Source organism: Exilispira thermophila, from assembly GCF_055389015.1.
Genome location: NZ_AP042476.1, coordinates 2,897,131 through 2,922,708 on the forward strand (window position 1 = coordinate 2,897,131; position 25,578 = coordinate 2,922,708).

Annotated in this window: 21 protein-coding genes; 19 read left to right on the top strand and 2 right to left on the bottom strand. The window is 24.4% G+C overall.

Annotation, left to right across the window (positions count from 1 at the left end):
• Nucleotides 1-5: 5 nt before the first annotated feature.
• The 15 genes from ACZ5EC_RS12360 to coaBC all read left to right on the top strand — a co-directional run bounded on the left by ACZ5EC_RS12360 (nt 6) and on the right by coaBC (nt 17,339).
• Nucleotides 6-584: a hypothetical protein gene (locus ACZ5EC_RS12360; protein ID WP_464302786.1), complete on the top strand. Its 579-nt coding sequence runs from the start codon at nt 6-8 to the stop codon at nt 582-584.
• The gene (gene dnaK / locus ACZ5EC_RS12365) at nt 584-2,338 is read left to right on the top strand and encodes a molecular chaperone DnaK (RefSeq protein ID WP_464302787.1); all 1,755 of its coding nucleotides are present in this window, start codon (nt 584-586) and stop codon (nt 2,336-2,338) included. The genes ACZ5EC_RS12360 and dnaK overlap by 1 nt, the downstream gene beginning before the upstream one ends.
• Complete coding sequence (locus tag ACZ5EC_RS12370) at nt 2,338-3,198, top strand: HEAT repeat domain-containing protein (RefSeq protein ID WP_464302788.1); 861 nt, start codon at nt 2,338-2,340, stop codon at nt 3,196-3,198. Before dnaK ends, ACZ5EC_RS12370 begins: the two co-directional genes overlap by 1 nt.
• Nucleotides 3,199-3,202: 4 nt before the next feature.
• On the top strand, nt 3,203-3,667 hold the full coding sequence (locus ACZ5EC_RS12375) for a chemotaxis protein CheW (protein ID WP_464302789.1): 465 nt from the start codon (nt 3,203-3,205) through the stop codon (nt 3,665-3,667).
• Entirely contained in the window at nt 3,667-4,467 is an 801-nt protein-coding gene (locus tag ACZ5EC_RS12380; protein ID WP_464302790.1) for a CheR family methyltransferase, read from the top strand. Before ACZ5EC_RS12375 ends, ACZ5EC_RS12380 begins: the two co-directional genes overlap by 1 nt.
• 55 nt (nt 4,468-4,522) lie before the next feature.
• The gene (locus ACZ5EC_RS12385) at nt 4,523-5,167 is read left to right on the top strand and encodes a chemotaxis protein CheC (protein WP_464302791.1); all 645 of its coding nucleotides are present in this window, start codon (nt 4,523-4,525) and stop codon (nt 5,165-5,167) included.
• Entirely contained in the window at nt 5,160-5,768 is a 609-nt protein-coding gene (locus ACZ5EC_RS12390; protein ID WP_464302792.1) for a chemotaxis protein CheD, read from the top strand. Before ACZ5EC_RS12385 ends, ACZ5EC_RS12390 begins: the two co-directional genes overlap by 8 nt.
• A 102-nt stretch (nt 5,769-5,870) precedes the next feature.
• Complete coding sequence (locus ACZ5EC_RS12395; protein ID WP_464302793.1) at nt 5,871-8,177, top strand: chemotaxis protein CheW; 2,307 nt, start codon at nt 5,871-5,873, stop codon at nt 8,175-8,177.
• An 86-nt stretch (nt 8,178-8,263) separates the two neighbouring features.
• The gene (locus ACZ5EC_RS12400) at nt 8,264-8,629 is read left to right on the top strand and encodes a response regulator (RefSeq protein WP_464302794.1); all 366 of its coding nucleotides are present in this window, start codon (nt 8,264-8,266) and stop codon (nt 8,627-8,629) included.
• Between the two features lie 30 nt (nt 8,630-8,659).
• Entirely contained in the window at nt 8,660-9,661 is a 1,002-nt protein-coding gene (locus tag ACZ5EC_RS12405; RefSeq protein ID WP_464302795.1) for a chemotaxis protein CheB, read from the top strand.
• A gap of 190 nt (nt 9,662-9,851) precedes the next feature.
• The gene (locus ACZ5EC_RS12410; protein WP_464302796.1) at nt 9,852-11,150 is read left to right on the top strand and encodes a hypothetical protein; all 1,299 of its coding nucleotides are present in this window, start codon (nt 9,852-9,854) and stop codon (nt 11,148-11,150) included.
• 15 nt (nt 11,151-11,165) lie between these two features.
• Nucleotides 11,166-13,394, top strand: coding sequence for a FecR family protein (locus tag ACZ5EC_RS12415; RefSeq protein ID WP_464302797.1), 2,229 nt, complete (start codon nt 11,166-11,168; stop codon nt 13,392-13,394).
• Nucleotides 13,395-13,689: 295 nt separating this feature from the next.
• Nucleotides 13,690-15,633: a DNA mismatch repair endonuclease MutL gene (mutL, locus tag ACZ5EC_RS12420; protein WP_464302798.1), complete on the top strand. Its 1,944-nt coding sequence runs from the start codon at nt 13,690-13,692 to the stop codon at nt 15,631-15,633.
• A gap of 86 nt (nt 15,634-15,719) precedes the next feature.
• The gene (locus ACZ5EC_RS12425; protein WP_464302799.1) at nt 15,720-15,929 is read left to right on the top strand and encodes a hypothetical protein; all 210 of its coding nucleotides are present in this window, start codon (nt 15,720-15,722) and stop codon (nt 15,927-15,929) included.
• 108 nt (nt 15,930-16,037) lie between these two features.
• Nucleotides 16,038-17,339 (top strand): bifunctional phosphopantothenoylcysteine decarboxylase/phosphopantothenate--cysteine ligase CoaBC, encoded by a 1,302-nt coding sequence (gene coaBC / locus ACZ5EC_RS12430; RefSeq protein WP_464302800.1) that lies wholly within the window; start codon nt 16,038-16,040, stop codon nt 17,337-17,339.
• 582 nt (nt 17,340-17,921) lie between these two features.
• Here the strand turns inward: coaBC and sppA are convergent.
• Nucleotides 17,922-20,243, bottom strand: coding sequence for a signal peptide peptidase SppA (gene sppA, locus ACZ5EC_RS12435; RefSeq protein WP_464302801.1), 2,322 nt, complete (start codon nt 20,241-20,243; stop codon nt 17,922-17,924).
• 429 nt (nt 20,244-20,672) lie between these two features.
• On the opposite strand from sppA, the gene ACZ5EC_RS12440 reads away from it, so the two are divergent.
• The 4 genes from ACZ5EC_RS12440 (at nt 20,673) to ACZ5EC_RS12455 (ending at nt 24,964) form a co-directional block, all read left to right on the top strand.
• On the top strand, nt 20,673-22,385 hold the full coding sequence (locus ACZ5EC_RS12440; RefSeq protein WP_464302802.1) for a carbon starvation CstA family protein: 1,713 nt from the start codon (nt 20,673-20,675) through the stop codon (nt 22,383-22,385).
• Nucleotides 22,386-22,719: 334 nt separating this feature from the next.
• Complete coding sequence (locus tag ACZ5EC_RS12445; RefSeq protein WP_464302803.1) at nt 22,720-23,004, top strand: DUF7990 family protein; 285 nt, start codon at nt 22,720-22,722, stop codon at nt 23,002-23,004.
• 46 nt (nt 23,005-23,050) lie between these two features.
• Entirely contained in the window at nt 23,051-23,962 is a 912-nt protein-coding gene (locus tag ACZ5EC_RS12450; RefSeq protein WP_464302804.1) for an ArsA family ATPase, read from the top strand.
• 336 nt (nt 23,963-24,298) lie between these two features.
• On the top strand, nt 24,299-24,964 hold the full coding sequence (locus ACZ5EC_RS12455; RefSeq protein WP_464302805.1) for a hypothetical protein: 666 nt from the start codon (nt 24,299-24,301) through the stop codon (nt 24,962-24,964).
• Between the two features lie 225 nt (nt 24,965-25,189).
• On the opposite strand, the gene ACZ5EC_RS12460 is transcribed toward ACZ5EC_RS12455, so the two are convergent.
• Complete coding sequence (locus ACZ5EC_RS12460; RefSeq protein ID WP_464302806.1) at nt 25,190-25,486, bottom strand: hypothetical protein; 297 nt, start codon at nt 25,484-25,486, stop codon at nt 25,190-25,192.
• Between the last annotated feature and the right edge of the window lie 92 nt (nt 25,487-25,578).

Here is a 25,578-nt window from a genome sequence, read left to right on the forward strand (position 1 = left end):
AATTTATGCTTTTTACATCGATTTTAATCACTATAACAATTAGTTTATTATTATATATTATTTTGTATTCACAAATCAATAAAATAAAAAAAGAGTATGTAAAGAAAGATTTAACAGAAGAGATGAAAGATATTATAACTGCATTTACTGAAGAAGCAGACAAAAATATTACAATACTGGAAAATTTAGTAAAGCAAGCTGATGATAGGATTAAAAAAATTAAAAAATATAGTGTCAAAAGTTATGATCAAAATAGGAAAAGTATTGAACTTAATAATGATATTAATGAAAAAATCCTAAATGAAGAAGCTGGATATCAAAATAACAAAAAAAATAATGATAAAGAAAATATAAAAAATAATATGGACAGGAATAATAATGAAAAATCAAAAATTATCGATAATAGTAAAAAAATTGAAGATAGTGAAGATTTACCGAAATTAAATCTTGGTTGGGAAGAAAAAGCATATAGAATGTATGAAAATGGATTTAATATTGAAGAAATATCGAATAAATTGCAAAAATCAATTGCAGAAATAAATTTTGCACTTAAATACATTAAACTTAAGAAGAGGTTGAAATAATGGGAAAAATTATTGGGATTGATCTGGGAACTACTAATTCTGTTGTAGCAGTTTATGAGTTTAATGAATCTGTTGTAATTCTTAATTCTGAGAATGAAAAATTAACCCCATCGGTTGTCTATATAGATGAAAATGGTAAAATAAAAGTTGGTAAAAAAGCTAAAAATCAAGCTGTTTTAAATCCAGACAGAACAATTAGTTCAGTTAAGAGATTCATGGGTAGTAATAGGATATTTGAAATAAACAATAGAAAATATACTCCTGAAGAGATTTCAGCAATGATTTTAAAAAAGATTAAAAATGATGCTGAAGAATATTTAAATGAAAAGATAGAAGATGTAGTTATTACTGTTCCTGCATATTTTAATGATAACCAGAGAAAAGCTACAATTGATGCAGGAAAATTAGCTGGATTAAATGTTAAAAGAATTATTAATGAGCCTACTGCTTCAGCTTTATCCTACGGTTTAAGCAGAAAAGATTTTGATGGGTATATAATGGTTTATGATTTAGGTGGAGGTACTTTTGATGTATCAATTTTAGATGTAGGAGATGGTGTATTTAGTGTTATTGCTACTTCTGGAGATAATCAATTAGGTGGAATAGATTTTGATAATAGATTGTTAAATCTTATAGTTGAAAAATTTAGACAGGAAAACAAAATAGATTTAAAAGAAGACAAATTTGCAATGCAAAAACTAATTGAAGAAGTTGAAAAAACTAAAATAATGCTTTCAGAAAAAGAAGAAGCTTTAATTAACATTCCATTTATTACAGCAAATAAAAAAGGGCCAATTCATTTAAGATATAAGATAGAGAGGGAAGATTTTGAAAATTTAATTGAAGATCTTGTAAATAATACTTTGAAATTGGTAAATAAAGCTTTAGAAGATGCGAATCTTGAAAAAGAAGATATCAAAAAAATATTACTTGTAGGTGGATCAACAAAAATACCTATGATAAGAAATAAATTGGAAAATTTATTCCCTGGAAAAGTTGAATCAAAAATTGATCCTGAAGAGTGTGTAGCTTTGGGTGCTGCTATTCAAGGAGCAATTATTAATAAAGATGTTGATAATTTAGTTTTAGTGGATGTTATTCCACTATCTCTGGGTATTGAAGTTGATGGAGGGTTATTTGTTCCAATTATTGAAAGAAACACTTCTATTCCTACAGATAACACAAAGACATTTACCACTATTGTTGATAATCAAAAACAGGTAGAAATAAATGTTTATCAGGGTGAAAGAAAAGTATGCAAAGAAAATATTTATTTAGGTAAATTCACCCTCTCTGGTATAAGGAGAGCAAAAGCAGGGGAACCTCAAATTAAAGTAAAATTCGCTATTGATGTAAATGGTTTATTAAAAGTTTCTGCATTTGATGTTGATACAAAAGTTAAACATGAAATAATTATAGATTCAGTTAGGAGGTTAACTCAAGAAGAGATTCAAAGATTGGTTAGTCTTGCAAGGGAAAATGAAATAGGGGATAAGTTCTTTGAAGAAATAGTAAAAACTAGAAATCAAGTTAAACAACTTTATAAAAGATTAAAAAGTGAAATTGATAATAAGAATATTGAATATGATTTAGAAAGAGAATTGAATATGATATTTTCACAAGTAGAAGAAGAGATTGATAAAGATAATATTGATAAATTAAGAGACCTATATGAAAATTTAAAATATTATGAAGATGAATTAGAAATAAGAAAACAGGAAATAATTCAAGATCAATTATTAAGGGGGGATTAATGGGAGAATTGCTTTCAAATTATTATTCAATTTTAAATGTAACTCCCTCTTCTTCTATGAAAGATATAAAAAAAGCATATAGAAAACTTGTTTTAAAATATCATCCAGATGTTAATAAAGATCCAGATGCAGAAGAAAAATTTAAAGACATTACAAAAGCATTTAAGGTTTTATCTAATCCTAAAGCAAGGTTAAAATATGATGTCGTTTTAGAAAAAGAATATGGTAAAAAAGATAATGTTATTGATATTAATGAATTAATAAAAAAATTAAGTTTAAAAATTAAAAGTAAATCTTACTCAACTTTGATAAACATATCAAAAGATGTTGATAAAATTAGTATTGACAAACAAACATTATCTTTAGATGTTAATGAACTTGGGAAAAGATTGATTGAGTCTAATAATAGTTTCGTTAAAAAAGTTGCTTCAAAAGCTTTAATAAATAAAGATAAAAAAAATGTATATCACTATATTTTACATGCAATTAAGAATGAAAACAATGAAGAAATGATTATATATTATTTAAAATTGATTAAAAATAGATTTGGAAAAAAAATAATATATGATTTACAATATTTAAAAGATAAAAAATCTTCAAACATTAAACTTAGTTTAATTGAGCTTATAGAATTCAACTATTGTTCAAAAGGAGCAATGATTTTAAAAGAATTCCTTGAAGATAAAAACGAATTAGTTAGACTTAAAGCAATGGAAATACTATATAAATATGATCCAGATGTTTTACTTGATAAAATTTATTATTTAATAGAAGATGATAATGATATCATTAGAAAAAGAGCTAGTATTATACTTGATGACCTTAAAAAGAAATATAGGAAAAATAAAAAAAAGGGGTAAGTAGATGGAAAATGATTTAAATAAAACTTCAGAAAAGTTACAAATTATTTTATTTAGTGTTGGTGATGTAACATATGCTGTTCCAATTAAAAATGTTTTCTATATAGAAAAATATTCTAAACCAACTGTTATTCCAAATTCTCCACCTTTTATAGAAGGGGTTATTAATTTGAGAGGAGCAGTTATCCCAGTACTGGATTTAAGAAAAAGATTTGGTATAGAGGATACAAAGATAACAAATAAGACAAAAATTATAATTGTTGGTATTGATAATAGAAAATTTGGTTTTATTGTAGATACAGTTTCAGAAGTTATTACAATAGATACTTCTGAGATTGAACCAACCCTACCAACTGTTTCTGGTTTGAAGTCTGAGTTTATTTATGGAATTGGGAAGATAAAAGAAAAACTAGTTATTATTCTTAGAATAGAAAAAGTACTTTTTGGTGAAACAAAAGAAGAAGGTTAATGATTATAACTAAAAATCTTTCAGAACAATTATTTAACAAATTTACTTCATTTGTTTATTCTAATTCAGGTATATATATTAAACCATCAAAAAAAATATTACTGGCTAATAGAATAAGAAAAAGGTTATTTGCTTTAAAAATAAATTCATACGAAGATTATTATGAGTATTTACTTAAAAATTATAAAGAGCTTGAACATTTAATAAATGTTGTTTCTACTAATGAAAGTTATTTTTTTAGAAATAGAAAGCATATTGAAGATATTAAAAATATTATTTTTCCTAAACTTTTAGAGAGAAAGGAAAATATTAAAATCTGGTCTGCTGGATGTGCAAGTGGAGAAGAACCATATACCCTCGCAATACTTGCTGACGAGTTAGGAGTGTTGAAAAGAGTAAAAATTATTGCTTCTGACATTAATACTGAGGTATTACAAAATGCAAAAATTGGAAAATATAGTAATAGAAAATTAAAAGAGCTGGATGATAATATAAAAATAAAATATTTTACAAAAATAAATGATAAAGAGTATCAATTATCTCCAAGAATTATAAAAAATGTGCATTTTTTTCATCATAATTTAATTAGAGATCTTTACCCTGAAAACATTGATTTAATTTTATGTAGAAATGTGCTAATTTACTTTGATAGAAAAAATCAAAAATATGTTATTGATAATTTTTATAAATCATTAAACCATGAAAGTTATTTGTTAATTGGGCATGCTGAAACATTATTTGCAATACCAAATAGATTTAATTATTTGAAATTGGACAATATTTCGTTATATTTTAAATGAAAAACAAATTAGTTTGTTTTAAAAATAGTTTTAAAAATATTTGAAGAGGAAAAATATGGGATTTTTTAAAAAGTTTTTTTCAAAATTTAAAAAGAATAAAGTTAATGAAAAAAAAGTTCATATTGATGAATTTAATAATTATATTAAATTTGCCTCTAATGAAGTAAATGAAAAACTTATTCAGATGTTTAATGAAGATGTTCAATTATCTGATTTTAAAGCAATGGATGTTTTTATAAATGAGTTACCTCTTTTAAGTGGAGATGAAGAAGAAAAAGCTATAAGTATAGTCTTTACAGTTAATGAGATATTACCAGGGAAAATGGTTTTTGTTGTATCTGAATACTCTGCTAAAAAGATTTACAATTTACTTACTAATAGAAGTAAGGATTTTCTAGAAAAAGAGGGAAAACTTTCTGAAAATTCTAAAAGTTGCCTTGAATCTGTGGCTTCTATATTTGTTTCGTCATTTGTTTCAGCAATATCAAATCTTTTAAATAAAAAAATATTGATTTCTACCCCCTCCTTTTCATACTCATTTAAAGCTTCAATTATAAATGAAATAATTTTTGATCAATATAAAAATGAGGATGAGATATTTTTAATATCTTCTAAATTTGTTGTTTCTTCAAATGATATTGAAGGTTTATTTTTATTTTTACCAGAAGAGAAGGAGAAATTGAATTTGTCTTATGAATAATTTAAATAACAATTATACAATAGAACTTTTAAACAGGAATAAAGTAGAAAAAAATCGGAATAGTGCAATAGATATAGAAAAAAGAGAAAATTATAAAAGCAAATCATATAGTATTAACAGAGAAATAAAAAATATTATTTATATTAAAATAGCAGATTATAAAATTGCTAAACCACCTTATAAATTTAAAACTGTTTTAGGAAGTTGTGTTGCAGTAAGTTTATATGATAGAAAATCTAGAATAGGTAGTTTATGTCATATAATGTTGCCAAAAAAAGTAAAGATTTCTACAAATAAACTTAAATTTGCAAACACAGCCTTACCGATAATAATTAAAGAGCTGAAAAAATATGGGGTTAACATAAAAAATCTAGAAGCAAAAATTTTTGGGGGAGCACAAATTTATTTCTCTTCAAATGAATCTGTGTTTCCAGAAATAGGTAAAGAAAATATTAAAGTTGTTAAGAAGATACTTGAGATTTATGGAATTCCTGTTATTGGGGAAGATATTCTTGGAAAAGAAGGAAGAACAGTTTTATTTGATCTTACTGATGGTAAAGTCTATTGTAAACGTTTTTCAGGAGAAAATATTGTAATTTAACAAAATAATTTATATAATTGATTATGAATAAATTCTTAATATTATTATTTTGGTTAAAATTAGAAAAATTAAATAAAGTAATTATTATGGGAGATCCTTAATATGTCAATACAGGAAAAATATATAAATGCTTTTTTAGATGAAGCATATGATCTTATTGAAAGTTTGAATGCAGCTTTATTAGAATATGAGTCTGATAAAAATAGTAAGACAATTATAGATTCTATTTTTAGATATTTACACTCAATAAAATCTGAGGCAGGGATAATTGGATTTCAAAATTTATCAGATTTAGCTCATAAATTTGAAGACATAATCGATTATGTTAGAACTAATAAAGTTGAGATAAATTCTAACATAATGGATAAATTATTTAAAACAGTGGATTTTATTTCGGAATCACTTAATTATATTGCTAATACAAAAAAGGAATTACCTGTTGATAATGAATTAAAAAAAGAGATAGATGATATTATAAATAACTTAGATACTTTAATTTCTAAAAATTCATCTGAAAAAGAAGAAGTTATAAATCAAAATATTGAACTAGAAGAAGAAATAAAAGAACCAGAATATAAAACAGAGGAAAATTTAAACTTTGTTCAAATATGTAAATTGTTTGATATTGAAGAAGAGTTAAAATTTGAATTATATTCATTAAGAAAATCTATTAATTTATACTATGTTAAAATTAGAATATTAAAATCTTCACCAATGATGTATGCTAGAGCATTTCTTGTATATAATAATTTATCAGCTACTGGAGATATAATTTCTACTAAACCAGATATGGATTTAATGGATAATCCTGAATTATTTGAAGAAACACATTTTTTAATAAAAACAAACACAAGTATTCCTGAGCAAGCAATTAGAACTGCATGTGATGTTGATGAAATAGAGGAGATAATTCTACAAAAAATTGAAATATCTGATGATGAAGCAATAGAAAGTATTAAGATGGAAGAAACAGAAAGTGGTAAAAGTGAAATAGAAGAAAAAAGAGCTACTACTAAAGAAAATGTTGTTTCATCAGGTGCTTCTTCTATTGGGAAAAATACCATAAGAGTAGATGTAGAAAGATTAGATACTCTAAACAGGCTTGTTGGTGAAATTATAATTAATAGAGCTAAAATAACTCAAAATATTGAATACATTAGAGAAGGTAGAGATAAAGAGGAAGTTTTAAATCTATTTGAAGAAGCACAAACTGAATTATATAGAATTACTGATGAATTACAAAATATAGTAATGAAATTACGAATGATTCCAATTGGAACTATCTTTGATAGATTTAAAAGGGTTGTTAGAGATTTTTCAAAAAAACTCAATAAAAAAATTGAAATAAAAATAATTGGTGCTGAAACAGAAATTGATAAAAAGGTTATTGATGAAATCCAGGACCCATTAACTCATATAATCAGGAATGCGATTGATCATGGTATAGAAACTGAAGAAGAAAGAAAAGTTTTAGGTAAAAACCCTGTTGGAAATATTGTATTAAAAGCTTATCAAGAAGGAAGTAATATTATAATTGAAATTTCAGATGATGGTAGAGGAATTGATTTAGAAAAGATAAGAAATAAAGCTTTAAAACTTGGTTTAATAGAAGGAGATTCCCATTTAAGTCAAAATGAATTATTTGCTTTTTTATTTAGACCTGGTTTTTCGACAAAAGAAAAAGTAACTGATCTATCTGGTAGGGGTGTTGGGCTAGATGTTGTTAAGGAACATATAGAAAGATTAAGAGGAAAAATTGAATTATTTTCTGAAAAAGGGTTTGGAACAACTATTAAGATTATTTTACCTTTAACTTTGACAATATTAGAAGTATTACTTGTAACATCAAATGGAAAATCATTTTCAATACCAATTTATACAGTTGAACAAACTGATAGAGTTCCAATAAGTAACATTGAAAAACTTGAGGAATTTGATGTTTTAAGATATAGAGATGAAATATATTCAGTACTTTATCTTTCTGAATTGATAGGGGAAGGAAAAAATGTTAATACAGAGGATAATTTAGTGTATATTGTAATCTTAAGATATAACAATCGAAAAATATGCTTATTGATAGATAATTTAATTGGTGATCAAGAAATTGTATTACAACCTTTAGACAAAGTTTTTGAAAATACTCCAGGTATTTCAGGTGTAGCTCTACTTGGGGATGGTTCAATTTCTTTAGTTTTAAATATTCCAGAAATAGTAAGTAATTATGTTGAAAAAAATGCTAAATTATTTACATTACTTTCACAGCAAGTAGATCTTTCTAAATTGCATGATGAACTAATTGATCAGTATAAAAATATTAGTCAACCTGAGCAAAAAAATGAAAATGATGAAAAAATTACAAAAGAAAATTCTAATGAGATTGAAGAATTTTCAATAAATGATTTATCTTGATTTTAACAATTTTAATGTTAATATTAATTAAATTAGAGAACCAAAAATAGATAAAAATAACCTATATATTAGAATTGGGGGTTTTGATGAAAACCAAAATTTTATTAGCTGATGATTTATCATTTATGAGGATGATGCAAAAAGATATTCTTGAAAGTAAAGGGTATGAAATAGTTGGTGAAGCTGGTGATGGTATTGAAGCAGTAAAAAAATTTAGAGAATTAAGACCAGATATTGTTATTTTAGATATTACAATGCCTTATATGAATGGTCTTGAAGCTATGAAAAAGATATTTCAGATTGATCCTAATGCTAAAATTATAATTTGTTCTGCTTTAGGGCAACAACAATTAATTATAGAAGCAATAAAAGCAGGTGTAAAAGATTTTATTGTGAAACCATTTAAACCTGAAAGAATGCTTTCTGCAATTAAAAAAGCTATAGGTGAGTAATATTCTATTATTTTTGAGTCAATTGATTTTATGAAAAAAATTAACATTCTTATTGCTGAAGATCTAAAAGTTTTTCAACAAATTTATCATGATATTTTTACTAATGATAATGAGATTTCAGTTTTTAAAATAGTAGAAAATGGAAGGGAATGCCTTGATGTTTTAGAAAGTAATTTTTACAAGATTGATATTGTTGTTTTAGATATAGAGATGCCAGTTCTTGATGGACTCTCAACATTAAAAATTATAAAAAAGAGGTTTCCAGAGATTCCAGTAATAATATCTTCTTCATATACTTCAAAAAATGCAGATATAACATTTGAATGTTTTGAATATGGAGCATTGGATGTAATAGAAAAACCATCAAAAATGCAATTTGAAAGTAATTTTAATTTATTAAAAGAAACTTTTATACAAAAAATTAAATTTATTTATAATAATTATAAAAATCAGAGAAATTTTGGACTAAATGAAAAGAAAGTTTTTAAATATATAGGTATAGGAGCTTCAACAGGGGGAGTTCAAGCTATAACATATATAATTAAAAATTTAAATAAATTCAAATATTCAACTATTTTTGTTTTCCAGCATATTCCAGCAGGATATTCTTTGTCATTTGCAAATAGATTAAAAAGATTAAGTGGCCTTGAAGTTAAAGAATCTTCAAATAATGAAATTGTTAAAAATGGGATTGTATATGTAGCACCTGGATCAAAAAATATGGTTATTGAAAATAACAAAATAAAAATTCTGGATTCTAAAAAGACAATAATTTCTCCAAATATTGACCTTGGATTTGAATCATTAAGTAAATATGGTGATAAGGTTTGTGGAATTTTGTTAACTGGAATGGGTAAAGATGGTGCTAAAGGGTTGAAAAAAATTAAAGAACAAAATGGTTTAACAATTGTTCAGGATAAAAATACATCAGTTGTTTATGGTATGGCAAAAGCAGCTACTTCTATGTTTATTGTAGATGAAATATTACCTCTTAATTTAATTCCTGAATTAATCAATTCACACATTGTTTAATTTTAAATAAAAATTTAGTAATTATATTTAATTTAATTGATTTTTATGAATTTTGTTTTATTATATATATCAAAATAGAGTTTATATAGTTACTAACTTTTATCAATTTTTTTATTCTTGTTAGAATTTTATATTAAATTAAAATATTTATATTAAATTAAAATAATTAAAGTAAGAAGGGGGATTTTTTATGATAAAAAAAATCATTGTTTTTATAAGTTTAATGTTTCTTATATTCCCAATTATGGCTTTTTCACAGAGTATTTTTGATAATATGGGTATGGGTATGTTTTTTGGGAATGAAGTAGTTGATGGAAATACATATCAGACTTTTTCTTTACAACCAAAATTAACTTTTGGAAAATTATCTTTAGGATTAGATCTTTTTTTTGAATTTGATGAAAATTTTAATTTAAGAAAAGATTCTAATGGAAAAGTAGTTGGATGGTCAACATGGCAAGATTATGTTAATAAAGTTTTGTTTGTTCAGTGGGGTGAAAAAGGGGAACCTCTATTTGTCAAGTATGGACTTTTTGATAATGTTACTTTAGGACATGGCCTAATTATGCAAAATTATTCAAATTCATTATTATTTCCTGAAGTTAGAAAGTCTGGATTGGAACTAGATTTAGATGGAACTTTTTTTAATTTTCCATTTGTTGGTTTTGAATCATTTATTGATGACCTTAAAAACCCCTCTATCTTAGCTGCAAGAGTCTATGTAAGACCTTTACTTATGCTGGATATTCCAATTATAAAACTTCTAAGAGTTGGATTTTCATATGCAACTGACCTTGATCCTGATGCAACTGAACCATATGTAAAAAATCCTGCATCAAATGAAACTGTATCTATTTATGGAATAGATATGGATGTTCCTGTATTGACTTCAGATTTGGCTACAGTTTTAGTTTATACCGATTGGGCTGCAATATCAGGAAAAGGTAGTGGTATGAAATTTGGAGTTTCTTCGGTATTAATTAAAATAATTGGATTAGGTGCAGAAATTTATAATTATGGTGATAAATTTACAGGGCCATATTTTGATCAAATTTATGATAATTTTAGTGTTAGAAATACAAAATATTCTGATTTAGATTTATATCAAGGATATCTAGGATGGAAAGCATTTGCTTATCTAACTATAGGACAACAGATATTTACAACTTATGCAGAAATTTCTGGTGATTTTGATTCAACTAATACAGTTAAACCAACATTGATTGCATCAATTGTATTAAATGAGGGATTAATTCCTGTTTTATCTGGTTCTTTTACTTTTATTAGATCAGATATATCCAAATTTAGTGATATTTATAGCTGGACTGATACAAATGCTTTATTGAATAGTTATATGCAATTTAAAATAACTTTAAAACCAGGCACAATGACAACAGTTTCATTAATATATGAAAGAAAATATGAACTTCAGGGGTCAAATGTTGTACCAGTTTCTACAAGTTATTTTATTACTGGTATTGAGTTTTAACAAAGGGGGTAATTTATGAGAGATAAATTAAAGGGTTTAAAAATATTTATTGTTTTTTCAATAATATTGATATTTATGTCTGTTGGAGTATTTGCTCAGGATCAAACTGGTAATACAGACCAGACTACTGAACAAAAACAGCAGGAACAGGATATGGCAGCAATGCAGGCAAAGGTTACTTTGCCAATTGGTGATGTATTAATTGACAACACTGATGATAATATAGAAAACTTTGTTCCAGCAGAAATTGATATGCCAGTTTATGCTAATACAGAGATAAAAACTGGTGAAGAATCTTCTTGTGAAGTAGAACTTGAAGATGGAACTGTTATTAAAGTTGGAGCTAATTCAGATTTTATTGTAAATGAAATATTAAAATCTATAACAGAAAAACCAAAGAAAAAATCAATATTTTCATTACTTAAAGGTAAAGTAAGATCAGTTGTTTCTAAATTGAAAGGAAAAGACTCCTCTTTTGAAATAAATACACCAAATGGTGTTGCTTCTGTTAGAGGTACAGATTTTGGTGTTGTTTTTAATGAACAAACTGGTAAATCTGATATTTTAGTTTTTCGTGGGTTGGTTGCTGTTTTAGATAAAGCTAAAAGTATTCAACCTGTTTTAGTTGAAGCTGGTAAAATGGCCTCAATGGTTGGAGAAGGGGTAGCTTCACAGGTTGTAGATATTCCTGAACAGGTAAAAGAAGAATTCTTAAAAAATATGGAAGTTAAAACTAAAACTGTTGAAGAGGAACAAACTACCGAGGAAACAAAGAAAGAAGAATCTAAAACTGAAGAAACACAAAAAACAGAGCAAGTTCCTCCTGAAAAGCAGGAAGAAGCTAAAAAAACTGTTGAGAAAAAAGCTAAATCAGCTTTAGAAAAATGGATGGACAAATATTTAAAATTATTTGGTGATTTTGGAACAATAGTACTTCCTGATCCAGATAATCCTGGGGAACAAAAGATTTATTCGACTTTTACTATTAATACAGAGTTTACTTTTGGAAATATTGGTTTAGGAGTTTATGCTCCTATTATATTTGATCCAGCACAAGGAGGACTTTTCGAGCCAGTACACTGGTATAATTATGATGAATATAATTTGCAATTTACAGATATCAATACAACAATACAGTCAATTAATGATATTTTAATTAAAATTAAATATTTTAGAATTAATCATCACGATGATCCATTCTATTTAAAAATTGGAAATATCGATGACTTTGTTATTGGTAATGGAATGAATATGTATAATTATTCAAATATGCTTTCATTCCCTGAAACAAGATATATTGGTTTACAATTAAAAGGTGAATTTGGAGCATTTGTTTTTGATTTAATGGCAAATAATATTGTTAACCCTTCTGTAATAGGATTAAGACCTGGAATTAAACTTTCAAAATCATTCCCATTGCAAATAGGAGTTGAAATAGTAAGTGATATTAAAGCATTATCAGAAGATGAAACATCTGTAAATCCAGTAATTGGTTCTTTAGGTGCAGGATTAATATTACCAATTATACCAAATAATGATTTTTTAACAATATTTGCATTTGCTGATGCATCAACAAATTTTTATTGGTATTCAAATACATTACCAGCTGCTTTAGATACAAATAGTATTCCTAAAATTGGTATATTACCTGGTTTTGGTGCTTTTGCAGGTCTTAGAGGTAATATTTTGTTTATAAAATATAGAGCTGAATATAGATTTATAGCAGGTAATTATATACCTCAAATGTTTGGTCCAACTTATGAAATTGAAAGAGAATCGTATTATAACTATTTCTTAAATACTCTTGCAGCTTATGATCCTGCAACACAAACATTTATGGATAATCCTCAATCTGGATTATATTTTAGCGCTCAATTTGCTTTAATCAGAAATCTTATTCATGGTGAAGCATCTTATGTTCATTATTTTATTGATCCTGCTTCAACTTCAAATGTACTTGGAGATACTTTAACTGCAAGTATAGTTTTAGAAGATGGATTAATTGATAAAGTTTCTGGTGATATTTCAATTGTTAGACCTAATTGGGATCTTACAGAAATTACATCTGAAGGATTTTTTAAATCTTTCTTAAGTGAACTAGTTATGGATGCAAATTTAGGATATGAAATTGATAAAGGAATTAAATTTATAGTTAATTATCATATATTCTATACTTATAATGACTCTACAGGGCAATTTGACCAAAAAATGTCTTATGCTGTTTATACTCAGTTGACATTTTAATTAGAAAAAAAACAAAGAAATCTATAAAAATTTTGTTAAAAAGAAATTATAATTAAGTAAGGGGTTATCCTGAAATTCAAGGGATAGCCTCTTTTTTTTATTACTGTGTTATATATTAAATAAAAATAGTTATATAATAAATTTTTAAACAATTCCTTTTTTATAAACTAAAAAAGGTTAAAATGCATGCTATAAATAAAAGTGTGTAAAAGAGAGAATAAGGTTGTTTAAAGCAAATAAACAAAAAAATAATAATTTAATTGATAAAAATTATTAAATTAGATATTATATTTATATGGGGAAAGTAAAGATACTATCAAAAGATATTTATTCAAAAATACAAGCAGGTGAAATTATAGAAGGACCATCTTCTGTAATCAGAGAGCTAATAGATAATTCTATTGATGCAAAATCTAAGAATATTATTGTTGAACTTGTAAATAGTGGGATTGATGCAATTGTTGTAAAAGATGATGGCGAAGGGATAGAAAAGGATGATTTAAAACTTGTATTTAAAAATCATGCAACTTCAAAAATAAGTTCAGAAAAAGATTTAAAAAATATAAAAACTCTTGGATTCAGAGGGGAAGCTTTATATTCAATTGCTTCTGTATCAAGAATGGTTATAAAAAGTAAGATTAGTATGGAAGATTCAGGGTATATGATAAAAGTTTATGGTGGAAAAGATATAGATTTTAGTCCAATTTCAATTAATAATGGGACTACTGTTAATGTTCAGGACCTTTTTTTTAATATTCCTGCCAGGAAAAAGTTTTTAAACAATTCTAAAAAAGAGTTAAATTTAATAAAGAAACTATTTGTCAATAAAGCAGCAACAAACCCTAAAATTTCTTTTAAATTGATTAATAATGGTAAAACAATATATAATTTTTTTAATAAAGATTCATTTTTTTATAGGATAAAGGATATTTTAGGTGAATCTACTTACAAATATTTAAAGAAACTTGATACAAATGAAATAATAAAATATGATGAACAATTATTTGATCAATATAAAATAAATGAATTTAAATTAGTTTTTTCTTCAAAAGATTTTTATTCAAAATATAGATCTTTTTTCTTGATTATTATAAATGGTAGACCAGTTGTTGAAGATGAAATAATAAAAAAAATAAAAGGGTTTTATTATTCTTATCTTCCAAGGGGATTTTATCCATATTTTATATTAAATATAAATCTTGATCCAATATTTCTAGACCAAAATATTGATCCAACTAAAAATAAGATTAAAATAGAGAATGATTCGCTTTTTGCTAAAAAAATTGCTGACATAATAAAAAAACATTTAAATTCTGAAACAGAACAATTTACATATTCTTATTCTAATAAACAAAATTATACAACAAAAAATTTTAGAAACGAAGATACATTTCAAAAAGTAGAAGAAAACAAAATATTAACAGATAGAGAGTTGTTTTCCAATAAAAATGAAGATGATAAATTAAATACTTTTAGTTTTGATGAGGATAATAAATTTAACAATACAAACCTTTCTATTGAGGAAGAAACATCTAATAATATCAATCATGATATAGATAAATATAATGATACTTATTCCTATTCTGATATTATCAATGCTGAGAAACTAATTGAATTAAGTGAAATAAACAATATTTCTATATATTCAAAAGATTTTGGAGAATTTAAAACTATTTTATTCTATACATATCTTCTTTTTGAGAAAGATGAAGAATTGTTTTTAATAGATTTTCATGCAGCATATGAAAGAATAAACTATAATAAATTAAAATCAAATTTTAAAAGAAACAGAAGAAGGCCATTACTTTTTCCAGAGATTATTAATTTAAAAACTTCAAATATTAAAGGTAATAGTCAAATTTTGAAAAAGATTGAAATATTAAATGAAAATGGATTTGAAATTGAACAAATAGGTGAATCAACTTTTCAGATAATTTCAATTCCTGATGTAATAAAATCAAATGATGAACCTGCTTTAATGGAAGAGATATATGCATTTTTAGAAGATGATGAATTAAAAACTCTGGATTATGAACATTTAAAAGAAAAAGTAATAGCAAGACTTGCATGCAGAATGTCTCCAAAAGCTTTTGATAAGCTTGATAAAGTTGATATAAAGAGATTTATAAGCATATTTAACACAGAAGTTGAAAACTATAATAGTTGTCCTCATGGTAGGCCTACTATTATTAAGATTGATAAAAATTATTTTGATAAAAAATTTTATAGAACTAAATAGTTTTATAAAATTGAATAGATTATTTAATAATTTAAATATTATTCAATAAATTATAGACTATTTAGTAATTTTTAAAAGTGGTAAAAATGGAAGAATATATTTTTTATAAAACATTTTATGATAAAAATGAATTTAAAGAAGTAATAAATAAATTAAATGCAAGTAATATAAAATACAAATATAAAGATAAATCTAACTTACCCAATTATAGAATTCCACTTAGTACTTTTAACGAGATTGATCTTTTTATTCATAAAGATGACTTTGATAAAGTAAAGGATATTTTAGATGAATGATTTTCAGAAAATAAAAAAAATTCATATATAATAATTTTTATTATTAATGCTTTATTAATACTTTATTAATATTTTTAATTTAAACAAATTTAGAATAAGAGGGAAAAGATGAATTTATTTAAAGGTAAAACAATAATTTTTGGTGTTACCGGGGGTATTGCTATTTATAAATCAATAAATTTAGTATCATTTTTAAGAAGGCATGGAGCTAAAGTTCATGTTGTAATGACAGATCATGCAATGGAATTTGTAAAACCTCTAACATTCAAGACTGTTTCTGAGAATAAAGTAATTACCGGGATGTTTAACGATGAAGGTTATGTGACTCACATATCGTTAACAGAGAAAGCAGATCTATTTATAGTTGCACCAGCTACTGCTAATATCATAGCAAAATTTAGAACAGGTATTGCTGATGACATGTTATCAACAATGTTTTTAGCATATGATGGACCTGTTATGATTGTACCATCAATGAATGATAATATGTATAAAAATAAAGCAACTGAAGAAAATTTAAAAATATTATCAAAAAGAGGTATTAAAATTGTTGAACCAGTTGAAGGATTACTTGCAACAGGTAAAGTGGGTAAAGGAAGGTTTCCTTCAGATGATATTATTCTTTATTATATTGAAAAGATTTTGTATAAAAATGAATTGAAAAATAAATCCAATAAATTAAAAGCAATTGTAACTTTAGGTGCAACAAGAGAATATATTGATCCTGTAAGATTTATATCAAATCCAAGTTCAGGCAAAACTGGTTATTTTTATGCAAAATATCTTGATTTTTTAGGTTTTAATTTAAAAGTTATTGCTGGAAATTACAATTATTATAAGATTGATTTATTTAATCCTCAAAAGATAACAAGTACATCTGAATTACTTGAAAAAATATTAGATAATATTGAAGATTATGATTTATTGGTTATGTCTGCAGCTGTTTCAGATTTTACTCCCGCTAAGATTAGTGATGAGAAAATTAAAAAACAAAACAATCAATCTAACAATCAAGATTTTATTAAAGATAACAATCTTGCAAAAAATAAAGATCTTACTAAAAATAAAAATCTTATTATAAGTAAAGATCTTGATGAAAAATATTTTTTAGAATTGGTTAGAACTAAAGATGTATTAACTGAAGTTAGAAAGAGAAACAAAAATATTAAAATTTTGGGTTTTGCAGCTGAAACCAGTGATATTGAAAGCAATGGTATTAGAAAACTTAAAGAAAAACAATTGGATGCTATATGTATAAATCAAGTATATAAAGAAGATAAGGGTTTTCAATCTGATAAAAATACTGTGGTTTATATTGATAAATTTAATAACAGAGAGATATTTGAAAATCTAGACAAAGAAGAGATAGCAAAAAAAGTAATAGAAAAATTTGTAAGAACTTTTTTTTAATAATGAAATTGAAATTATTGAGATATTTAAAAAAAGAAATATAATATCATAATTGAAATTTTTCTCCTTAGTGTAGTTATGTAATTTCAGAATTTAATGATTTTTAAACATTAACTATAAATCAGTATTTAATCTTTTAAGTCTTTGACAACTACAATTCAGTCGAAAAATTTCAATTATGATATATATTGTTTTTATTTATTAAATCAACAATAATAATTTTCAATTTTATTATTAACTGCACCAGCCACGGAAATTTTTCTTCACTAAGCTTGTTATGAAATTTTATTATTTAATCATTTTAAAAATATTAAAAATCAGGATTTTTTAATATAAAAAGGGGTACCATAATTAATTTTTGATACCCCTTTTTTTAATTAAAAGCTTAGTATTTGTAATATAAAATACTAAATTAAAAAAATTAATGATTTATCATTAATGTTATAAAAATAATAAGTTTTTTAATAAAGTTAATAAATAATACTAAGAATAAACTTTTCAATAAAATTATTTAATATCCTAAAAATTACCTTTTAATTAAATTGTTTAATTATACTTATAATAAAATATTAAAAAAATCAATTAATAGTAGAAATAGTTATATTTACTATTCATTAAAAGGTTGTTTGTAAAAAGAATTCCTTTTAAACTATTAAGAATTTTTATACTTGTTTCAAAACCATCCAGGTATTTTATTATAGGATTTGATATTGAAGATGGATAAAAAAATAGGAAAATGCAATCGTCGTATGTTAAATCGTCCGATTTTAAAAGATTATCCAGAGTTTTTGTAAAATAACTAACATTGTCAACAAGATTTATTGAAATTGCATCAAATCCAGACCAAACTCTACCTCCAGCAATTTTTTTTACTTGAGATAAAGAGATTCCTCTTTCTTTTGAGACATTACCATAAAATTTATCAAGAAACCAATTGTTAATTTTTGATGCAAGTTTTTTTTCTTCATCTGACATATTTTTATACATTGAACCAAAAGTTGCAAAATTATTATATTTAATTTCATCATATGTAATTCCATATTTGTTTAATAAATCCTGAATTGAAATGTAAGTAGAAAGAACACCGATTGAACCAGTTAAGGTTGTATTATGAGAAATAATTTTTTGACCACCAAGTGAAAGATAATATCCTCCAGAAGCAGCATATTTATTTTGTAAAATCCATACTTTTTTAACTTTTTGAAGTTGTTTTATTTTATGAAAAATAACATCAGAAGCTGTTGCTGAACCACCAGGAGAATCGATAACAATTAAAACTGACTTTATATTTTTCTCATTCATTAAATAATTGATAGTAGGAATAACATTGTCAGGAGTAATCACATCAGTTGCAGAATCAAGAATTGATGGAGTAAAAGAATCAAGAATTGCACCTTTAAGATAAACAACAGCTATGCCAGCTTTTGCTTTCCATAGATCCTGCTTATATGCACCCAATTTAGGAGAATCAAAACTTAATTTATATCCACCCGTTGCTTTTTCCACATATTTTAAAACAAAACTATCAATATCATATGGATATACAAGGTCATCAACTAAATTTAATTCATAAGCTTTATCTGCAGGAATTATTCCTAAAGAATTAATATAATTTAAAAATGTTTCTTTTGATATTCCTCTATATTTATAAATAACGGTAGTTAAATAATCCATTATTCTTTTAAAATAAAGAGAGTATTGTTCTTTATCGGCATCAGAGAATTCTTTATTGATGTAATTATCTGAAGCTGTTTTATACTTTCCACTTTTAATAACAGTTGGTTTAATTCCATATTTATCAAAAAAACCTTTTAAGAATAAATTTGATGCAGCAAATCCAGTAAAATCAAATAAGTATATAGGACAGGTGATTATTTCATCAGATATGGATGCTAAAGTATAAGTTACAAGATTAGGTACTCGTAAATAAGAGATAATTATATCACCTTTCTGTTTTAATTTATCAAGTAATGGTAAGAGATCCTCAACCTGATAAAATGAATCTATACCTCCTCCTATATCAAGAAAAATAACATGATTTATTTTTGATCGTGTTAAATTTTTTAAAAACATTAATAGAGATGCATTTAATTTGTTTTTATTTAAATCAATATAATAGATTTTAGATGATTTTTGTAATTCTGGTCTAAGATATAATTTAGTTGTAAATCCAAATGAATTTTGAGAATTTTTTAAATCAGTTATATTACTGGTTTTACCAAAAGTTGAAATATTATACAAAAAAGTGTTAAATAAAATAGAAATTGAACCATTTTTATTATATTCCAAATTAAGGTAAGTGTTGTTAGCTATATTTAGATCTAACATAAGTTTATAATTTATGTTATTTATATCAAAATTGTTTAAACTATTACTTAATAAAGTATTTTCGTCTATATCAATATTACCAGAAATTGTTAAGAATTTAAATGGATGGATCCCTGCTAAAAAATAATAGTTTCTGTTGTTTATCAAATTATTAATACCAAAACCTAAATGGAATAAGTTTAATGTTCTATAATAAAATCCAATATCCATATCAAAAGGGGAAACTTTTTGCAAAATGTTTTTGAATCTAATACCATATGTAATGGGATTAAAAAAGTTTTTTTTAGATAAAATAATGTTAAAATCAAAATTTTGAAATGAGTCCTTTGGTATTGAAAGTTCTATTAAGTCAAGAATATTAAGGTAAAAAAGGTTAGAATTGTTATTGTAAAAGTATAAAAATGAAAAAATATCATCGTCAAGACCATAGAGAGCTGGATTTGTATAAAAACCAGAAAAATCAACGGTTGTTGAAAATGGATCTGAATCTTGAGAAAAAGAAGTTATAGTAAATGAGATGAAAAGTATTAAAATCCAAAAAGGAATTAGTAAATTTTTTAAGTTTGTTTTATTCATACAATCTCCTCGTGTAATATTTGTCTTTTTTTCAAAATTTTAAAAGAATAGATTTTAAAATTTCATTTTATTATTATTAGTAAACATTATCATAAATATTTTGCTAAATTAAAGCAAAACCATAAAAGCATTGATTGTTATTTAATTTATAGATATTGTATCTTTAAAAATTAATAATTCAACAACTTTATATATTTAAAATTGATAAAATAGTTGCTAATTATATAAAGGATTTAATTCAGTAGAATGGAAACTCAAACTAAATGTACCTAATAAAATTAGGTTAATACTTGTTTAAAATGTTAATATAAGAAAAAAATAATTATCATTTTATAAAAATTAAATAAATTTATTTTTAAATGCAAATAATTGTTGACAAATATTTATTATTGTATATAAGTATAGCAAATACACTTATTGGGGGTTACTATGGCAACTTGGATGATTTTGTTAGCCCTTGGAATTTATATCTTTTTTTACTGGACTTATGGAAAATTTCTTGATAAGAAAATTATTAAGTCCAGTGCTGAAAATGAAGCCCCATCAAAAAGATTATATGATGGAGTTGATTATGTTCCAGCAAACAGATTTGTTCTTTTTGGGCATCACTTCGCTTCTATAGCTGGTGCTGGTCCTATAGTTGGTCCGGTTCTTGCTATGGGTTATGGTTGGTTACTTGGATTCCTCTGGGTATGGTTTGGAAATGTATTTATTGGTGCTGTACATGATTATGGAGCTTTATCTGCATCAATAAGATACGATGGTAAATCAGTTCAGTATGTTTCTTCAAAACTTCTTGGAAAGTTTACAGGAACTTCTTTTGCATGGTTTATCCTTTTTCTTGTAATCTTAGTAGTAGCTGCATTTGCAGCAATTATTGGTGGTTTATATGTTGCTCATCCTGATGCAGCATCAGCTTATGTTTACAAGATAATCTTTGCTTTAATTTTAGGTGTTTTGTTATATAGAACAAAATTACCATTCTGGCTTTCTTCTCTTATTGGATTAATTTTCTTATTTATTGCAATATGGCTTGGACCTATTACACCATTAAAGGTTTCATATAAGGGTTGGATGGTAATTTTCTTCTTCTATATTATAATTGTTTCAGCTATTCCTGTTAACATCTTGTTACAACCAAGAGATTATATGAACTCTTTCCTATTATATCTAGGTTTGTTAGCAGGTGGTATAGCAGCTATTGTTTCATTAAAAGGTTTTAGTGCTCCAGCATTTACTACTTTTTCACCTAATATTATAGGTGGGAAACCAACTCCTTTCTGGCCAGCAATACCTTTAATCATCGCATGTGGATCATTATCTGGTTTCCATGCTTTAGTTGCTTCAGGAACTTCATCAAAACAAATTGCTTCTGAAAAAGATGCATTATTTATTGGTTATGGTGCAATGTTTACAGAAGGATTTTTATCAACAATAGTTATAGTTTCAATTGCTGCTTTTGGTATTACAGCAATGAAAAAAGTTGATCCTTCAGCATCTATTTCAAATTGGGCTACTGACTACTATACTATTTTGGCTAAAAAATTAGGTGGTGGTGCAAATATATTTGTTGCTTCATATGCTGAAATGACTGTATCAGTATTACATCTTCCTAGAACATTTATGATTACACTTGCATCTATGTGGGTAAGTTCATTTGCAATGACAACTCTGGATACAACTAACAGACTTGGAAGATACATTGTTTCAGAATTAGCTGAACCATTAAAGGAAAAAAATCCTGGTATGCATAAATTCCTTACTAACAGATGGGTTGCAGCTACTATACCTGCATTATTAGGTATTTATCTTGGTTGGACAGGCCAATGGAAAATTTTATGGCCATCATTCTCAGGAGCTAACCAGTTATTAGCTTCAATTACATTGATAACTGTATCAGCATGGATTTACAAAAAATTAGATAAAAAATATGTAAATTATGCTTTAATTCCTGGTTTATTATTATGGATTACAGTTACTGCAGCATTAATCTGGTATACAATTGTAATTTTACCAGGCTATACTTCAAAAAATATTGGACAGGGAATTATTCTTTATGTAATTAACATTATTATGTTAATTTTAAACTTCATTTTAATAGTTAATTTCTTTAGATACTGGAAAAAAGATGTAGAAGAATAATTAAACATTAAATTAAAACTGTTTAGAAACATTATAAGGGTTGTCTCTTTTTATGGAGACAACCCTTTTTTATATTTTAAATATTGTTAAGTTAAATTATTAAACTAATAAATTGATTAAGAATTTTATCAATTTAATAAAAGTTGTTTGAATTCTATTAACTTATTAATAGATAAAAAATAAAATATTTGTTATAAAAAATAATTTTTGTGGTAAATTAATATTGATTAAAATTCAAGTTTAAACAACCATTAATAAAAATAGTAATTTAAAATAGTAATTTAAATAATAAAATTTATTTAGTTAAAAACAAAAAATTAAAAAGGTGAATAAAATGAAAAAAATTAAACTTAGCAAAAAGTGGAAGATGTTTTTTGCAAGTATTGAAGAAGCTCATAAAATGTTTATAACTGAAAAAATAGAGTTTGAACTTAAAGAGATGGAAAATGTATTTTCTTTATTAATTTTTGGTGCTTTTACTGGAATTCCTTCTCCTCCCAGCTTTATAACTTTAGAATTATTACCATATATGGAAAATGAAATAACTATAATGATTAATTCTTCCCATGATGCAAAGGATATTCTAGCAACTTTAGCAGGAACTTTTGACGGTATATAAAATATATTAAAGAAAAAAAATAAAAAATGAATAGAGAGGTTAGGATATGAAAATAATTTTTTTTGTTGGTAAAGGGGGAGTTGGTAAATCAACTTTATCCTCTATTACAGCTTTTAAATTATCATTAATGAATAAAAAAGTTCATCTTTTATCCATTGATCCTGCTCACAATTTGAATGATATTTTTAGTAAGAATAAAAAACTTGAATCTGAATTAAATATTGAAGAAGTAGATATAGATAAGTGGACCAATGACTATATAAAAAACATTAAAGGTGAAATTAAAAGTGAGTATAAATATCTTTCATCATTAAATATCGATAATCTTGTAGATATTATAAGTTATAGCCCAGGAATACAGGAATATGCAATTTTAAAAGCTTTTTCTTATATAATAAAAAAATATGAAAATTATGATTATATAATTTTTGATACACCACCAACAGCATTAACTTTAAGGATTTTAACTTTACCTGAGATATCAGTTAGATGGACACAAAAACTAATGGAAATAAGACAGAAAATATTATCAAGAAGGTTATCAATTGCAAATGTTTATGGTGATAAAGATTATAATAAAAAGTATGGTAATTTTGCAGGATATAAAAAAGAAGATGATAAAGTTTATAAAAAACTGGAAAATATGTTAGAAGAAAACAAATGGTTAAATAAAATTTTTAAAGATAAAAAAATTACATATATTGTTCCTATTTTAAATCAGGATACTCTTTCTTTTAAAGAAACAAAAAGAATCGTTGAATACCTTAATAAATTTAAAATAAGTATTCCATTTTTTATTTTAAATAAATTTTCTGGTAAACAGGAATCTGAAAATAGATTGTATAATGAGTTTAAAAAAGATGTTTATACATTACAACAAAAAGAGGATGATTATTTTATTGATACAGAAAATTTTAATAATGTAACTACAGATTATATAGAAAAATATTTTCTTTAGTTTTTATTTTATTGGTTATTTATAGTTATTTATTAAATTTTTTATATTTGTTTAATTACTTATTTAATTACTTATTTAATTACATTTTTAATTATATTTTTAATTATATTTTATTAGATTAGTTATTTATTTTTTGTTAAATAATTTTTAATTAGCTATTATCAATTAAATGTTTCTAGATTGTTTTAATTCTATAAAAATATAAAGTGTTAATATTTAATATGTTACTTTATTTTTGAAGTAAACAATTATTTATATTTTTAAATTCTTTCAATAAATTAAATTTTAAATTTAATATTTTATGATATATTTTTTTAGATTTAAATGGAGGATGATATGGACCTACTTTCACAACCAGTATTTTATTTATTAGTAATAATTGCTTTTTTAACATCAATAATTTATTTAAGAGGAAGCAAAAAAAATAAAAAACTTGCAAAAATAATATCTACTGAATTGGAAAATGCATTAAAACCACAAAAACAGGAATATATTAATATAGGTGGATTTATTGGGTATCATGGTAATTATGTTAGACCAGGTTATTTTTATAAAGTTAATACCACTTTTACATTTATACCAAGACATTCAATAATGTTTTTACCTGTATCTTTGTTAACAACAAAGCATGATAAATTATATGTAACAATTCATTCTAAAGTCGCTTTAAAAGGGGAAGCACATTTAATTTTAGAAAAATTAAATAAATCTTCAAATCATAAAGTTAAAAATGTTAATGGTAAAATGAAAGAAGAAAGAATTGAAATTAATAATGTACCTTATTTGATGTATTATGAGAATTTAGATTCTAAACAATTTATTGAAAAGTGTATAAACCAGCTTGATATGAAATACATTTATCATATTACTTCCTATGAACCTAATAGAAATTTTTATTTATATATGAATCCTAAACCTGGACATATTGAAAATAATGTAAGAAAATTTATTCAATTATGTAAAGATCAAATTATAAAAGACAAAAAAGAATTAAGTAAATAAAGTTTATCAGTTAATAATGTAAATTTAAAAATTAATTAATTTTATTATAATTTCAGTATATATTAAAGCTATGTTTTTTAAATTAAGTTATTAATTTCAGTTCAAAAAATTATTAATTTCATTATTCAAAATATTATTCAGGTCATTATTCATACTTATATTACCAAAAATTATAATATTAAAAATTTAAAATAGATTAAAAAAGGATATTCTTAAATTATATATTTATATATCAATATATTCTATGTTTTCTATACCTGAATATTTATAAAATTCATTTTCCAAATTTTTTGTAATAGTATCAATTATTTTAAATGATAAAAATTGACATGATTTACAATGTGGCATTCTACTATTAAAAGAAGCATTAATAATAAGAGTTTTGTCTTTTTCTCTATAATCAATGTATTTAATCAATCTTAAATCAAAAATTGAAAACTCAGTTTCTGGGTCTTTTACTTTTTTTAAAATCTCAACAATTTCTTCTTTAGTAGGTAGTTCTTTTGTTAAATTTTCTGTCATAATATTTTTCCTTAAATTGTAAATTTTATAAAAATGTATTTTTTAAATTATATTATAATAATAAATGATATTTTGTTAATAGTCAAATAATT

Excerpts from the sequence above, each read along its gene's own strand:
- ACZ5EC_RS12360 (WP_464302786.1), top strand. The coding sequence starts at position 6 with ATGCTTTTTACATCGATTTTAATCACTATAACAATTAGTTTATTATTA.
- dnaK (WP_464302787.1), top strand. The coding sequence starts at position 584 with ATGGGAAAAATTATTGGGATTGATCTGGGAACTACTAATTCTGTTGTA.
- ACZ5EC_RS12370 (WP_464302788.1), top strand. The coding sequence starts at position 2,338 with ATGGGAGAATTGCTTTCAAATTATTATTCAATTTTAAATGTAACTCCC.
- ACZ5EC_RS12375 (WP_464302789.1), top strand. The coding sequence starts at position 3,203 with ATGGAAAATGATTTAAATAAAACTTCAGAAAAGTTACAAATTATTTTA.
- ACZ5EC_RS12380 (WP_464302790.1), top strand. The coding sequence starts at position 3,667 with ATGATTATAACTAAAAATCTTTCAGAACAATTATTTAACAAATTTACT.
- ACZ5EC_RS12385 (WP_464302791.1), top strand. The coding sequence starts at position 4,523 with ATGGGATTTTTTAAAAAGTTTTTTTCAAAATTTAAAAAGAATAAAGTT.
- ACZ5EC_RS12390 (WP_464302792.1), top strand. The coding sequence starts at position 5,160 with ATGAATAATTTAAATAACAATTATACAATAGAACTTTTAAACAGGAAT.
- ACZ5EC_RS12395 (WP_464302793.1), top strand. The coding sequence starts at position 5,871 with ATGTCAATACAGGAAAAATATATAAATGCTTTTTTAGATGAAGCATAT.
- ACZ5EC_RS12400 (WP_464302794.1), top strand. The coding sequence starts at position 8,264 with ATGAAAACCAAAATTTTATTAGCTGATGATTTATCATTTATGAGGATG.
- ACZ5EC_RS12405 (WP_464302795.1), top strand. The coding sequence starts at position 8,660 with ATGAAAAAAATTAACATTCTTATTGCTGAAGATCTAAAAGTTTTTCAA.
- ACZ5EC_RS12410 (WP_464302796.1), top strand. The coding sequence starts at position 9,852 with ATGATAAAAAAAATCATTGTTTTTATAAGTTTAATGTTTCTTATATTC.
- ACZ5EC_RS12415 (WP_464302797.1), top strand. The coding sequence starts at position 11,166 with ATGAGAGATAAATTAAAGGGTTTAAAAATATTTATTGTTTTTTCAATA.
- mutL (WP_464302798.1), top strand. The coding sequence starts at position 13,690 with ATGGGGAAAGTAAAGATACTATCAAAAGATATTTATTCAAAAATACAA.
- ACZ5EC_RS12425 (WP_464302799.1), top strand. The coding sequence starts at position 15,720 with ATGGAAGAATATATTTTTTATAAAACATTTTATGATAAAAATGAATTT.
- coaBC (WP_464302800.1), top strand. The coding sequence starts at position 16,038 with ATGAATTTATTTAAAGGTAAAACAATAATTTTTGGTGTTACCGGGGGT.
- sppA (WP_464302801.1), bottom strand. The coding sequence starts at position 20,243 with ATGAATAAAACAAACTTAAAAAATTTACTAATTCCTTTTTGGATTTTA.
- ACZ5EC_RS12440 (WP_464302802.1), top strand. The coding sequence starts at position 20,673 with ATGGCAACTTGGATGATTTTGTTAGCCCTTGGAATTTATATCTTTTTT.
- ACZ5EC_RS12445 (WP_464302803.1), top strand. The coding sequence starts at position 22,720 with ATGAAAAAAATTAAACTTAGCAAAAAGTGGAAGATGTTTTTTGCAAGT.
- ACZ5EC_RS12450 (WP_464302804.1), top strand. The coding sequence starts at position 23,051 with ATGAAAATAATTTTTTTTGTTGGTAAAGGGGGAGTTGGTAAATCAACT.
- ACZ5EC_RS12455 (WP_464302805.1), top strand. The coding sequence starts at position 24,299 with ATGGACCTACTTTCACAACCAGTATTTTATTTATTAGTAATAATTGCT.
- ACZ5EC_RS12460 (WP_464302806.1), bottom strand. The coding sequence starts at position 25,486 with ATGACAGAAAATTTAACAAAAGAACTACCTACTAAAGAAGAAATTGTT.